This is a genomic window from Mesorhizobium sp. M0563, from assembly GCF_040321065.1.
GTDB lineage: Bacteria > Pseudomonadota > Alphaproteobacteria > Rhizobiales > Rhizobiaceae > Mesorhizobium.
Map to the genome: position 1 here is coordinate 251,623 of NZ_JAMYQV010000001.1, position 12,331 is coordinate 263,953.

The 12,331-nt window shown below is 61.9% G+C and carries 13 protein-coding genes; 6 read left to right on the top strand and 7 right to left on the bottom strand.

The window, feature by feature from the left end; all coding sequences use genetic code 11:
- Positions 1 to 129 precede the first annotated feature (129 nt).
- The 3 genes from NKI50_RS01205 to NKI50_RS01215 all read right to left on the bottom strand — a co-directional run bounded on the left by NKI50_RS01205 (position 130) and on the right by NKI50_RS01215 (position 2,529).
- On the bottom strand, positions 130 to 1,041 hold the full coding sequence (locus NKI50_RS01205) for a fatty acid desaturase family protein (protein ID WP_352640481.1): 912 nt from the start codon (positions 1,039 to 1,041) through the stop codon (positions 130 to 132).
- A 47-nt stretch (positions 1,042 to 1,088) separates the two neighbouring features.
- A complete protein-coding gene (locus NKI50_RS01210; RefSeq protein WP_352640480.1) occupies positions 1,089 to 1,871 on the bottom strand; it encodes a formyl transferase in 783 nt (260 codons plus the stop codon).
- Between the two features lie 82 nt (positions 1,872 to 1,953).
- Positions 1,954 to 2,529 carry a DUF4893 domain-containing protein gene (locus tag NKI50_RS01215; RefSeq protein WP_352640479.1) on the bottom strand — a complete coding sequence of 192 codons (576 nt, stop codon included), beginning with the start codon at positions 2,527 to 2,529 and terminating at the stop codon, positions 1,954 to 1,956.
- Positions 2,530 to 2,651: 122 nt separating this feature from the next.
- On the opposite strand from NKI50_RS01215, the gene NKI50_RS01220 reads away from it, so the two are divergent.
- Positions 2,652 to 3,566, top strand: coding sequence for an NAD-dependent epimerase/dehydratase family protein (locus NKI50_RS01220; protein ID WP_352640478.1), 915 nt, complete (start codon positions 2,652 to 2,654; stop codon positions 3,564 to 3,566).
- Positions 3,567 to 3,570: 4 nt separating this feature from the next.
- On the opposite strand, the gene NKI50_RS01225 is transcribed toward NKI50_RS01220, so the two are convergent.
- Positions 3,571 to 4,200: a DUF1638 domain-containing protein gene (locus NKI50_RS01225; protein ID WP_023719937.1), complete on the bottom strand. Its 630-nt coding sequence runs from the start codon at positions 4,198 to 4,200 to the stop codon at positions 3,571 to 3,573.
- A gap of 64 nt (positions 4,201 to 4,264) precedes the next feature.
- On the opposite strand from NKI50_RS01225, the gene NKI50_RS01230 reads away from it, so the two are divergent.
- Complete coding sequence (locus NKI50_RS01230) at positions 4,265 to 4,405, top strand: entericidin A/B family lipoprotein (protein WP_023676507.1); 141 nt, start codon at positions 4,265 to 4,267, stop codon at positions 4,403 to 4,405.
- 81 nt (positions 4,406 to 4,486) lie between these two features.
- Here the strand turns inward: NKI50_RS01230 and NKI50_RS01235 are convergent, their stop codons facing one another.
- The gene (locus tag NKI50_RS01235) at positions 4,487 to 5,185 is read right to left on the bottom strand and encodes a cobalamin B12-binding domain-containing protein (protein ID WP_023676506.1); all 699 of its coding nucleotides are present in this window, start codon (positions 5,183 to 5,185) and stop codon (positions 4,487 to 4,489) included.
- Between the two features lie 308 nt (positions 5,186 to 5,493).
- Between NKI50_RS01235 and NKI50_RS01240 the strand changes: the two genes are divergently transcribed.
- Both NKI50_RS01240 and NKI50_RS01245 read left to right on the top strand, forming a co-directional pair.
- Entirely contained in the window at positions 5,494 to 7,068 is a 1,575-nt protein-coding gene (locus NKI50_RS01240; RefSeq protein WP_023719938.1) for a trimethylamine methyltransferase family protein, read from the top strand.
- A gap of 89 nt (positions 7,069 to 7,157) precedes the next feature.
- Positions 7,158 to 7,844 (top strand): hypothetical protein, encoded by a 687-nt coding sequence (locus NKI50_RS01245; protein WP_031194270.1) that lies wholly within the window; start codon positions 7,158 to 7,160, stop codon positions 7,842 to 7,844.
- 45 nt (positions 7,845 to 7,889) lie between these two features.
- Here NKI50_RS01245 and NKI50_RS01250 read toward each other — a convergent pair whose 3' ends face one another.
- A complete protein-coding gene (locus NKI50_RS01250) occupies positions 7,890 to 8,171 on the bottom strand; it encodes a hypothetical protein (protein ID WP_031194271.1) in 282 nt (93 codons plus the stop codon).
- Positions 8,172 to 8,475: 304 nt separating this feature from the next.
- Between NKI50_RS01250 and NKI50_RS01255 the strand changes: the two genes are divergently transcribed.
- Together NKI50_RS01255 and NKI50_RS01260 are read left to right on the top strand one after the other, a co-directional pair.
- Complete coding sequence (locus NKI50_RS01255) at positions 8,476 to 9,036, top strand: RNA polymerase sigma factor (RefSeq protein ID WP_023719942.1); 561 nt, start codon at positions 8,476 to 8,478, stop codon at positions 9,034 to 9,036.
- A 2-nt stretch (positions 9,037 to 9,038) separates the two neighbouring features.
- Positions 9,039 to 11,159, top strand: coding sequence for a vWA domain-containing protein (locus tag NKI50_RS01260; protein ID WP_352715114.1), 2,121 nt, complete (start codon positions 9,039 to 9,041; stop codon positions 11,157 to 11,159).
- A 147-nt stretch (positions 11,160 to 11,306) separates the two neighbouring features.
- Here the strand turns inward: NKI50_RS01260 and bmt are convergent, their stop codons facing one another.
- Positions 11,307 to 12,323, bottom strand: coding sequence for a betaine--homocysteine S-methyltransferase (bmt, locus tag NKI50_RS01265; RefSeq protein WP_023719944.1), 1,017 nt, complete (start codon positions 12,321 to 12,323; stop codon positions 11,307 to 11,309).
- Between the last annotated feature and the right edge of the window lie 8 nt (positions 12,324 to 12,331).

A 12,331-nucleotide genomic window follows, 5' to 3' on the forward strand; every position in this document is an offset into this window, starting at 1 on the left:
GGGCCGATGCAGTGGTTTCGAGCATTGCCGGAAGCGCTGTTGGGCTGCTTGTTATGGGACGACGCGGGGGCCTTCAAAAGCGACGCAATCGACGGCCGCGGCCGAAAGCGGAGTCTCTTCCAGCACTGGTCAGCCGGCGCGGCCATCGAAGCTGCCGACCAGTTTCCTGTGGAAGCGCATGTAACCTCGTTCGGTCGTGCGTAAATGCTCCGCGATGATCGCATGGAAGCGCGGCAGGCGATGGAAGGGAACGGCCGGATAGGAATGGTGCTCGGAATGGTACGGCATGTTCCAAGCCACGAAGCGCACCAGCCTTGAGGTGAAGGTGGTGCGAGTGTTCTCGAGCATGTTGGCGACATGCGGGCACAATGCATGCTCGGCCAGCAGGTAGGCCCGCAAAAACGGCTGTCCGACCAGCACCGGCACGATCCAGACCCACAACAGCAGCGCCGACTGTGCGGCGAGCGATCCGGCCAGCAACACCGCATAGCCGATCAGGAACAGCCGCGCTTCAAAAACCACCTTGCCGCGGCCCTTTTCCGGCACAAAGCCGTCGCGGTTGCGGCCCGCCGCATTGGTTGCGAACACACGAGCCATGCCTATCCAATAGGGGCCGCCGGACAGATAGCGCAGATATTGGCCGATGGTCTCCGGCTTCGGGGCCATCAGTTCGGGGTCGTTGTCCGGGTCGTGGGTGTGGCGGTGATGGGCGAAATGGAAATAGCGGAACCATGCGGGCGGCAGCAGGATCAAGAAGCCGGCCACGGCGGCAACAGCGCGATTGAGCCACGCCGTTCTGAACGCCGTTTCATGGATGGTCTCGTGCAACAGCGTGAAGAAGAAGACGATCAGGATCCCCTGCGGCAAGACGAGAAGCGGCCAGAACGGGATGCGGGCGGCGATCAGTGCGCCCAGCACGACAACCAGCCCGCCATGGACGGCCAGCCGGACAATGCCTGGCCCGTCGACCCGGGCGGTGAGGTCGCGACGTTCCTCAACCGAAAGGCCGGCAATGATGGTGCGGTGGTCGATGTCGCTCATGATGCAATGTTAGCGGCGGGTGGCTGTCGGGTAAATCGGCGCGCGTGTCACCAGACGCCGTTTCTTATCCCGGTCCAGAGATAGAACCAGACCGTCGGATGATACCATTGTCTCGAAGGCAGACCGGGATCGACCGTGCCGAGCTTGCCGGCCAGCGCATCCCTGACCGCCTCGACGCAGATGTCGCGCGAGAATGCCGCCTGCCGCAACGCGTAGCTTGAAATAGTGTCGCTAGGTTGGGGTTTGCCGCGTGCCTGCCGCAACACCCCGCCAGTGTCGACGCCGGCGTCGACCAGATGCACGGTGGTGCCGAAGTTTTCCGCATCGCCTGAAGCCAGCGCCCAATAGCCGCCGTTCATGCCACGATATTTCGGGGCGATGCCGGCATGGTAGTTGAGGACCGGGCAAGGGATTTTCGCCAGCGTCTGCCGCGACAGCAAGCGGCAGCCGGCGAGCAGCACGACACCCGGCTGGATTTTCTCGATCGCCTGCAGGCACTCCGGCGCGTTGGCCGACGAGACCTGGACGATCTTTTGCCCAGGCTTCGGTTCGGTTTGCAGCTTTTGCTCGGCGGCGAGCCGTGCTGCGTGGCCGGCGAAGAAGCGCTTGCCGAGCCGGGTCAGCATCATCGTGCCGAGTTGACCGATGGCCGAGGTCCAGCCTTGCCGCCGCGCCCGCCCGAGAAGCAATTGTTTTTTGGATTCAGGGGTTTCGAGGATGACGCTGACAGGCGCGAGGTGGTCGGCGATGGCGTTGACGATCGCCCAGATATGCGGGCCGCCTTCGGTGACGACGACGATCGGCCGTTGGTTTGTTTTCGACCGTGCCATGCTTCGCGACCCCCGCAAAGAGCTGTTCTTTGTGCGCGAATGCTAGGTTGACCGGGTTAACCCTTGGTGATCGGGGGCGGGCTCAGCGCTTGAATTCGAGGATGTCGAGCTTCGATTCGTAGTGGGGCGCCGGGAACTCGATGCGCCATTCGCTGGCGCTGTGGCGGAAGGCATAGCCGACCTGATCGCTTTCCGGGCCGCTGCCGTAGGGCTTTGCCGGATCGTCGTTGACGTAGAAGGAACCTAGATAGATCGCGCGTTTCTCGCCATCGTCGAAGAAGCGGCCCTTGGTGCGCTGCGAACCGGTGATCTTTTCCAGTCTCCAGCCGGAACCGTCGTCGCTCACCTTGCATTTGAACCAGCCATAAATGACGAGCGGGCTCAATCCGCCGGCCTTGATGGTGCGGCATTGCCAATTGCCGGTCAGGTCCTTGTCGGAGAAGGAAACCAGCGGCTTTGCCAGCAAGGCGTCGAGCTGCTTGACCTCGGCGGGATCGCCGGCCTTCGCCTCATCAAGCGCTGCCTTGCGCGTCTCGCCATATTTGTCGAGGCGCGCCTTGTCGGCAGCGGTGATCAGCTTCTGCACTTCGCCATCGGCGAACGCGGGCAACGCCAAGCAGAGGACAGCTGCTACGGCAAACATAAGGCGAGCGATCATTGGTGGCGTTTTCCCTTTTGATGACTGGAGCAGCCTGTTTTCTTGTCTGGCGCATACCTTAATGTTTCGCCGCGCTCTGTCATCCTTGCTTGAGCATCGACAGCAGAAACGAGGTGGAAAGAATGCGGATCTTGCTGACGGGATCGTCGGGTTGGCTGGGCAGGGCCTTGGCGCCACGCCTGCGGACTCTCGGCCATGACGTCACTGGCCTCGATCCCGTCCCATCCTCGGAAACGCGAATCGTCGGCTCAGTCGCCGATCGCGACCTGGTCATGAGGGCGGTCGAGGAGAACCGCATCGAGGCCATCATCCATAGTGGCGCGCTGCACAAGCCTGACATCGAACATCATCGCAACGAGGATTTCGTCGAGACGAATGTGCGCGGCACGCTCAACCTGCTCGATGCGGCGGCAACTTTCGGCGTTCAGCGCTTCATCTTCACGTCGACGACATCGCTGATGATTACCCAGGCCATCCGCGCCGGCTTGCCCGGCAGGGCGGCTTGGCTAACGGAAGACATGTCGCCTGAACCGCGCAACATCTACGGCGTGACAAAGCTTGCGGCGGAACATCTTTGTCGGCTCTACCATATCCAGTTCGGCCTGCCGGTGATCGTACTGCGCACCGCCCGCTTCTTTCCCGAAGCAGACGATATGGCGCATGTGATCGAACAGTCGGACGCCAACACCAAGGCCAATGAGCTGTTGTTTCGCCGGCTGACGGTGGAGGATGCTGCCGACGCCCACATCGCTGCCTTGGAGAAAGCGCCGCAATTGGGCTTCGACACCTTCATCATCTCGGCACCGACACCTTTCCAGCCCGACGATTGCGCGGCATTGATCGCCGACGCACCGTCGATCGTCGCGCGCTATTTTCCGGATTATCCGGCACTCTACTTGAAGAAAGGCTGGACGATGTTTTCGTCGATCGACCGGGTCTACGATGCGTCGCGGGCGAGGGACCGGCTGGATTTCGTCTGCAAGACGAGCTTTGCCGATGTGCTCGCTGGGCTCGAAGCTGAAGAAAACGGTGCCTAAAGTGTCAGGCCAGGGCTGAGGCCCCAGCTAGTTCCTTCGTCAGGTCGCCGTAGCCGGTCGAGCGGCGCTCATAGGCGAGGCCGAGCATTTTCGCCGCCTTTTCGGCGACCTTGTCGAGTTCCGGGTCGTCGGTCTGGGCGATGTAGATCAGCTTCTCGTAATTGCCGAAATAGTCCTTGATCAGCTCCGGGTGCTTGTCGAGGCCGAGCGGCTTCATGAAGAAGGCATCGAATTGCCGGCAGAGGAAATCGGTCATGTAGAACGACATCATGTCGTCATCGGCAACCTTCGCATAGGCATCCATGCCTTGGTAGAAGGCAAAGCAATGCGGCCCGGCCATGCGCTCGACGCCATGCTTCTCGCAGATCCGGTCGAGCAGGCCACCCGTGCCGCAATCGGCATAGCCGACGAAGATGTGTTTGTAGCCGTCAGCCCTGGCCTTGGCGATTGCCTTGTCCATGGCCGGCGCAATGCGGTCCGGATAGAAATGGAACTCCGCCGGGAGGCAGGTCAGGTCGAGATGGTCGAGCCCGAGCTGCTCCTTGACCGCCAGAACTTCGCGCGCAATCATCCCGCAGGCGATGACGAGCAGCCTGTCGCCTTGATCGGATTGTTGTTTTCGCGCGGTAGTCATGGAACCAGTCTAATCCATCTTCGTTGCTGTCCAGCGAATTTATATTCTGAGGGAGACACCAATCATGAAATTGTTCCGCGTTGCGCCAATCGCTATTCTCGCCTGCGCCCTGGCTGTTTCGGCCTGCGCCAACACGGTGCGCGGCGTCGGAAAGGATATCAAATCCACTGCGAAGGCGGTTGACGATACCGTCAAGAAACCCTGATCTGCACGATTTCAAACATTTGGGAATAAAAAAGCCGCACTGCAAGGCGCGGTTTTTCTCGTCGGTGCCGAATTTATTGACTCAGGCCGAAGCGCGGACGTTGTGCTTGCGCTTCATGAAGTCCTTGGCGGTCTCGACCGCCACCGCGGCGTCGCGGCAATAGGCGTCGGCGCCGACGGCTTTGCCGAATTCCTCGTTGAGCGGCGCGCCGCCGACCAGCACGACATAATCATCGCGAATGCCTTTTTCCTTCATCGTATCGATGACGACCTTCATGTAAGGCATGGTCGTCGTCAGCAGGGCCGACATGCCGATGATGTCGGGCTGATGCTTTTCGATGGCATCGAGATATTTTTCGACCGCATTGTTGATGCCGAGGTCGATGACATCGAAGCCGGCGCCTTCCATCATCATGCCGACGAGGTTCTTACCGATGTCGTGGATGTCGCCCTTAACGGTGCCGATCACCATCTTGCCCTGCTTCGGCGCGCCGGTGGCGACAAGCAACGGACGCAGGATGAACATGCCGGCCTTCATCGCGTTGGCCGACAGCAGCACTTCCGGAACGAACAGAATGCCGTCGCGAAAATCCTCGCCGACGATGCGCATGCCTTCGACCAGAGCCTCGGTCAGCACCTTGTAAGGCGCCCAGCCGCGCTCGAGAAGGATGTTGGTGCCTTCCTCGATTTCTTCCTTCAACCCATCATAAAGGTCGTCGTGCATCTGCTGCACCAACTCGTCGTCGGAGAGTTCCGAAAGGATGATCTCGTCGTCGGCCATTTTTTCTCAGGCTCCTTGCCGGCTGCAACTATCGCGGCAGCTTAAAAATATCGCGCCATTACCTAACCCGCGCGGGCCAGTTGTCCATAGCTGATTTGCGACTTCCCGCAAAACGAAAGCGACCGTAAATCTCTTGGAATTCTTGTCGATTTTGCGACAGGCGTTGGCGCTGGCGGGCCGTTTCGAATAAGGTGCATGGCTACGATCCGGCCAGAGACCGCAATATGCGGCTGCAAATGGATTTCAGGCCGGAACAAGAGCCCGGCCAAAGCAAATCAGGCCAGAACGAAAGCCAGGGAAGAACGATTATGAGTGAGAACGCGCCGGTCGATCAGGAAGCGTCAAACGCACGGCGCGGGCGCGCTGCCAGCGGTGGCGCCGCAGCGCGCCGGGCTGCACGTTCGGGCGGCGGCCCCGGTACACAGCTCACCTATATCAAGCGCAAGATCAACGTCTATGAAGTGCTGGACGAGGAAGGCCTGGCGCTGATCGAAAAGAACACCGACACGGTGCTGGAAGAGATCGGCATCATCTTCCGCGACGACGCCGAGGCACTGCAGCTTTGGAAAGAGGCGGGCGCCGACGTCAAGGGCGAGCGGGTGCATTTCCCCAAGGGCCTCTGCCGCTCGCTGTTGAAGACCGCTCCGTCCGTCTATACCCAGCACGCCCGCAACGGCGAGCGCTCGGTGCAGATCGGCGGCAACGCGACCGTGTTCGCGCCGGTCTATGGACCGCCCTTCGTGCGCGATCTCGACGGCGTCAGGCGCTACGCGACGATCGAGGATTTCCGGAATTTCGTAAAACTTGCCTATATGGCGCCATCGATCCACCATTCGGGCGGCACGGTTTGCGAGCCGGTCGACGTGCCGGTCAACAAGCGCCATCTCGACATGGTCTACAGCCATATCAAATATTCGGACAAGCCGTTCATGGGCTCGGTGACCGCGCCCGAGCGCGCCGAAGATACGGTGGCGATGGCCAAGATCGTGTTTGGTGACGATTTCGTCGAGAACAACACGGTGTTGACCAGCCTGATCAACGCCAACTCGCCGATGGTCTTCGACGAGACCATGCTGGGAGCGCTGAAAGTTTACTCGCGCCATAACCAGGCGTGCATCGTCACGCCGTTCATCCTTGCCGGGGCGATGAGCCCGGTGACGGTCGCCGGCACACTGACCCAGGTTTTGGCCGAGGTTCTGGCCGGGGCGTCGTTCACACAGCTGATCCGGCCGGGTGCGCCGGTACTGTTCGGCACCTTCGCCTCGTCGATCTCAATGCAGTCGGGCGCGCCGACCTTCGGCACGCCGGAGCCGTCGCTGGTCTCCTATGGCGCCGCCCAGCTTGCTCGCAGGCTCGGGCTGCCGTTCCGCACCGGCGGCTCGCTTTGTGCTTCGAAAATCCCCGATGCGCAGGCGGCCTATGAGAGCGCCAACACGCTGAATTCGACGATCCTCGCCGGCACCAATTTCGTGCTGCATTCGGCCGGCTGGCTCGAGGGCGGGCTCGCCTCCTGCTACGAAAAGTTCATGATGGATATCGACCAACTCGGCATGACGCAGAAGTTCTCCGAGGGTGTCGACCTGTCGGAAAACGGTCAGGCGATGGATGCCATCCGCCAGGTGGGTCCGGGCAGCCATTACCTCGGCTGCGATCACACCCAGGCCAATTTCCAGACCGCGTTCTACCGCTCCAACATCGCCGATAACAATTCCTACGAGCAGTGGCTGGCCGAAGGCGAAAAAACCGCGCCGCAGCGCGCCAACGAGCTCGCCCGCCGCTGGCTGGAGAGCTACGAGGCGCCTTATCTCGACCAGGGCATCGACGACGGGCTGAAGGACTTCATCGCCAGGAAGAAGGCGTCGATGGCCGACGCCTTCACCTGAAAGGAGCCCGAATCAGGCGGGGCTAAAGTCGCCAACATCATCCACAAGGAAGTCTGGCGGAGCGCCTTCTCCGACCCGGACAAGAAGGGATGATTCTCGAGCGCGGCATGGTCGAAACCATCGCGGCCGCGCTTTCCGCCCACGGCCTCATCCTGCGCGGCGGCTTCAATTTTGCGGGCGGTGAGGGGACACCTTCCGGTCTCTCCGGCGCCGCCGCCAGATCCGTCCTGCTGGTGGGGCAGGCAGGCGCCGCACCTTGGCCGCACTTCCTGCGCTGGTTGGAGAAACAGTCACAGCCGATCGACGATTCGCTCGACAGATGGTCGCGCGGAGTGATCGGCGCTGTGGCCGAAAAATTCGGGGCACGCGCGGTGTCACCGTCCGACAGGCCTTATCTGCCGTTCCAGCAATGGGCGATGCAGGCGGAGGGGCTGAAGCCGTCGCCGCTCGGCATCCTCATGCATCCGCAATACGGGCTCTGGCATGCCTATCGCGGCGCGCTGTTGTTCGAGAACGAGATTGCGCTCCACGAACGTCGCGACGTGATTCACCTTTGCGACACATGTTTGGAAAAACCTTGCCTGAAATCCTGTCCGGTCGCGGCTTATTCTGCGGATGGTTTTGTGCATGAAACCTGTCTGGCGCATGTGCGTGGGCAAAACGGCGGACCTTGCCGGACCGGCGGCTGCCTTGATCGCAACGCCTGTCCTTACGGCATCGATTATCGCTATCCGGCCGAGGTTCAGGCCTTTCACATGGCAGCATTCGCGCGCTAGCCAGACAAGACCCCGCTGCACGCAAAGACGTCGACCGTTCCGATCTCAGGATTTTTGGCCGAAAGCCAGCCCCGCCGCGTGAAAGAGACCCATCAGCAGCACCCCGATGGCACCAGAGACCAACGAGACGATGGGATACTGTGCGAAGTTGGCCCCGTACGCGAAGAGGGCCACCACGAAGCTCGCCCAGCCGGCTATCAGATTGGGCACGGCGGAGTTACCGAAGACGCACGGGTAGGAACCCTTGGTTATCCCACTCACGAAATGTGGGACGCCATTGGCGCCAAAAACACCCGCGAAAAAAGCAAGGAATGCCGTCAGCCACATATGAGCTCCGTCCCTTGGCAAATTGAAGCGCGCCGTTCACTTCAGGCCGCCATAGCATGGCAGGCAGTCGGCGAAATTGTGCACAAAGCCAGCGTAAAGCAACCCCGATACGCATTTGTGAACGTGGCGGCTCCACATAGTGCCTTCGATGCAGCCGGCGCCGAACGCCACTGGGAGCGGCTGACGATGCTGTTTGCGGAGACGCTCGGCCAAGGCGCGCCAACCATTACGACGTGACTGCCCGCCAAAAAATTCTTCCCATCACCCAAGGAATCGCCATTAGCCTTCGTCCAACAGGCAAATGATGGCGATGATGCTGGACGAAAGCGAAGCCTCCGACGCCGAACTGATCGGGCGGGCGAAGGGCGGAGACAGGGGTGCTTTCGGCAAGTTGCTCGAAAGGCACTACGGTTTCGTCTATCGCGCCGCCTATCGCTGGTGCGGGAAAAAGGCCGACGCCGAGGATATCGCCCAGGAAGTGTGCGTTCGGCTCGGCCGGGCGATCCGCGACTATCACGGCAGCGGCGCCTTCACGACGTGGCTCTACACCATGACGCTGAATGCGGCGCGCGACATGATGCGCAAGACCGCCCGCGATACGGCCAAGACCGAGGCCTATGGCGCCTATGCGCTGATTTCGGGGGAAACCTCGTCCGAGGCGGAAGACCCGGTCGAGGCGCTCTGGGCAGCGGTGCGCAAGCTGCCGGACAAGCAGCGCGACGCGGTGCTGCTGGTCTATGGCGAAGGGCTGAGCCACGCAGCCGCCGCCGAGGCGATGGCGATCTCGGAGACGACGGTTTCCTGGCACATCCATGAGGCGAAGAAACGGTTGAAGACGCTGATGCGTTCAGCCGGGGAAGTGTGACCATGGTCGACGACAAGCAACTGAACAGGCTGCGCGATATCGCAGCACCGGCGCCTGACGCGGATGCAAAGGCGCGTGCCCTCCAGGCCGCGCTGCGCGCCTATGACATGGAAGAAAAAACTTTACCGGCCGCCCAAGGATCGGCAGGCGGGCTTCGTCTCACAGAGCGAGCACAAAGGCTCTGGAGCGAAATCATGCAAAAGAAACTCTTCGCCACGCCGGCCATTGCCGGGCTCGTTGCCCTGCCGATCGCCGGATACGCCACCATCTATATGCTTGGGGAATCCAAATTCGGCGGGCCCGAATTCGGCGGCGACGATAAGATCACCGAAACGCTGGCTGACAAGCCGGCGACCGTCAAACCGCCGGTTGTTGCCGAAGCAGATAAGCAGAAGAAGGCGGACGCCGACAGCGAAAGCCGCGACGCCGGCGAGGCGCTTGTGGCGCCGACATCGCCGCCGAAAGCGGAATCGACCGCGGTCGGCGGGTTGACGCAGCAGGATGTGCTCACCCGCAATGCACCCGAACCGGCGCAGAGCGGCGAGTTTGCGCTGGATGGCGGTGCAAACTCCGTGGCTCCGGCAGTCGATGGTGGCGCGCGGGTCGGACGCATGCCTGGCACGGTTGCCGAGTCCAAGCTGATGGCACAGCAGCCTGCCGCTGCGCCGGCCGACCAGATGCTGCCGCGAGAGGAAAACCGTGACCGGGTCGAGGATTTCAAGACCAATCCGGTGCATGCCGCACACGAAGACCCGGTCTCGACGTTCTCTATCGATGTCGACACCGCTTCCTATTCCTTCGTCCGGCGCTCGCTGAAGGAAGGTTTTATCCCGCAGGCCGATACGGTGCGCGTCGAGGAGATGGTCAACTACTTCCCCTATGACTGGAAAGGCCCGGACTCCGCCTCGACGCCGTTCAACTCGACCGTCAGCGTCATGCCGACTCCGTGGAACGAGCACACCAGGCTGATGCATGTCGCCATCAAGGGTTTCGACGTGAAGCCGGCCGAGCAGCCCAAGGCCAATCTGGTCTTTCTGATCGATGTGTCGGGCTCGATGAACGAGCAGGACAAGCTGCCGCTCCTGCAGTCGGCCTTTCGGCTGCTGGTCAACAAGCTGAGACCCGACGATACCGTCTCGATCGTCACCTATGCGGGCGATGCCGGTACCGTGCTGGAGCCCACCAAGGCTTCGGAAAAGGACAAGATCCTCGCTGCCATCGACAACCTGACATCCGGCGGCTCGACGGCAGGCGAGGCGGGCATCAAGGAAGCCTACAGGCTGGCGCAGAAATCCTTCGTCAAGGACGGTATCAACCGGGTGATGCTCGCCACCGATGGTGATTTCAATGTCGGCCAGACCGACGACGACGACCTGAAGCGGCTGATCGAAAAGGAGCGCAAGACAGGTGTGTTCCTGTCGGTGTTCGGCTTCGGCCGCGGCAACCTGAACGACCAGATGATGCAGACCATCGCCCAGAACGGCAACGGCACCGCCGCCTATATCGACACTTTGGCGGAGGCCGAGAAGGTGCTGGTCGAGGATGCCTCCTCGACACTGTTCACCATTGCCAAGGACGTGAAGATCCAGGTCGAGTTCAACCCGAACAAGGTCTCGGAATACCGGCTGATCGGCTACGAGACCCGCGCCTTGAACCGCGAGGATTTCAACAACGACCGCGTCGACGCCGGCGAGATCGGCTCAGGCCATTCGGTCACCGCGATCTACGAGATCACGCCTAAGGGCAGCGGCGGCGAACAGATCGATCAGCTGCGCTATGGCCAGGCCTCGGTGAACAATGGCGGTGTCGCCAATGCCGACGAATATGCCTTCGTCAAAATCCGCTACAAGCTGCCGAACGAGGACACTTCGAAGCTGATCACCACGCCGGTGACGTCAGCCAACGAGGTGGCGTCGTTCGACCAGGCCAGCACCGACCAGCGTTTCTCCGTTGCCGTCGCTGCCTTCGGCCAGAAGCTGCGCGACGAGGATGCGACCGCGAAGTTCGGCTACGACAAGATCATGGAGATTGCCACCGCCGCCAGAGGAGCCGACCCGTTTGGGTACCGGTCCGAGTTCCTCTCGCTTGTGCGCCTTGCCTCGGCGCTCGGCGGTAACCGGTAGTGGCAATGATGGCCGGTTTCTTTCAGATGGGATCGTTCTGACAGGGGGAACCGGCCTACGGGCGGGTGAGGCAGGCCGGCGAGGGAAACCTTGCCGGCCTTTTTTCGTGGCTGCACCGCTTCGCGGACCGCGTCGCAGCCGAAAGCGTCAGGCGCGTCCGCGGCGCCGTTCGCGGCGGGCTTCGCTGGTCTCGGCGACGTTGACCGTCGCCTGCTTGTTGCGCATCGGGCCGATGCGTTCGACGATCTGCTCGACGGTCGGGCGATCCGACCTGGTGTGCGCATCGAGCGCCTTGCGCATGGCGGCAAGGTGCTGGAACGAGGTACCGCAGCAGCCGCCGACGATCTTGGCGCCGGCATCGACGGCCAGGCGCACATAATCGGCCATCAGCTCGGGCGTGCCCGAATAGTAGATCTCGGCACCGCGAAATTCGGGGATGCCGCAATTGCCCTTGACGATCACCGTTGCCTCGGGCTTCGCCTCGGTCATGTCGAGCAGCGAAGCGAGAATATCGGAGGCGCCGACACCGCAATTTGCGCCGACACCGAGCGGCGTCTGCGACAGGCCGTCGACGACACCGTGGATGTCCTTCGGCAGCAGCCCCATCATGGTGCGGCCGGCGGTGTCGAAGGAGCCGGTATAGGTATAGGGCAAGCCGACGCGGATGGCGGCTTCGGCGGCGGCACGGATCTCGTCCGGCGCCGACATGGTTTCGATCCAGGCGACTTCGGCGCCGCCGGCCTTCAGGCCCTCGATCTGCTCGGCAAAGGCCTCGACCGCCTCGTCATAGGTCATGGCGCCGAGCGGCACCAGCAATTCGCCGGTCGGGCCGACTGAGCCGGCCACGATCACCTTGCGGCCGGCCTTGCCGGCGACGGCGCTTGCGATCTCGGCGGCGCGCTTGTTCAGTGCGTGGACGCGGTCCTGCGCATGGTGCAGCTTGAGCCGATGGCGGGTCCCGCCAAAAGAGTTGGTCAGGATGATGTCGGCGCCGGCATCGACAAAGTTCTGGTGCAGGCTGGTGATGGTGTCGGGCGCGGTCTCGTTCAAGAGCTCAGGAGCCTCTCCGGCCTCAAGGCCCATCGCGAACAGATTGGTGCCGGTGGCGCCATCGGCGAGCAGGACGCCCTTTTCGGCAAGCAGAGCGTCGATCGGATTGGTCATGTGAAATA

Bases quoted from the DNA above. Each gene is read 5' to 3' on its own strand.
- NKI50_RS01205 (WP_352640481.1), bottom strand. From the start codon at position 1,041: ATGAGCGACATCGACCACCGCACCATCATTGCCGGCCTTTCGGTTGAG.
- NKI50_RS01210 (WP_352640480.1), bottom strand. From the start codon at position 1,871: ATGGCACGGTCGAAAACAAACCAACGGCCGATCGTCGTCGTCACCGAA.
- NKI50_RS01215 (WP_352640479.1), bottom strand. From the start codon at position 2,529: ATGATCGCTCGCCTTATGTTTGCCGTAGCAGCTGTCCTCTGCTTGGCG.
- NKI50_RS01220 (WP_352640478.1), top strand. From the start codon at position 2,652: ATGCGGATCTTGCTGACGGGATCGTCGGGTTGGCTGGGCAGGGCCTTG.
- NKI50_RS01225 (WP_023719937.1), bottom strand. From the start codon at position 4,200: ATGACTACCGCGCGAAAACAACAATCCGATCAAGGCGACAGGCTGCTC.
- NKI50_RS01230 (WP_023676507.1), top strand. From the start codon at position 4,265: ATGAAATTGTTCCGCGTTGCGCCAATCGCTATTCTCGCCTGCGCCCTG.
- NKI50_RS01235 (WP_023676506.1), bottom strand. From the start codon at position 5,185: ATGGCCGACGACGAGATCATCCTTTCGGAACTCTCCGACGACGAGTTG.
- NKI50_RS01240 (WP_023719938.1), top strand. From the start codon at position 5,494: ATGAGTGAGAACGCGCCGGTCGATCAGGAAGCGTCAAACGCACGGCGC.
- NKI50_RS01245 (WP_031194270.1), top strand. From the start codon at position 7,158: ATGATTCTCGAGCGCGGCATGGTCGAAACCATCGCGGCCGCGCTTTCC.
- NKI50_RS01250 (WP_031194271.1), bottom strand. From the start codon at position 8,171: ATGTGGCTGACGGCATTCCTTGCTTTTTTCGCGGGTGTTTTTGGCGCC.
- NKI50_RS01255 (WP_023719942.1), top strand. From the start codon at position 8,476: ATGGCGATGATGCTGGACGAAAGCGAAGCCTCCGACGCCGAACTGATC.
- NKI50_RS01260 (WP_352715114.1), top strand. From the start codon at position 9,039: ATGGTCGACGACAAGCAACTGAACAGGCTGCGCGATATCGCAGCACCG.
- bmt (WP_023719944.1), bottom strand. From the start codon at position 12,323: ATGACCAATCCGATCGACGCTCTGCTTGCCGAAAAGGGCGTCCTGCTC.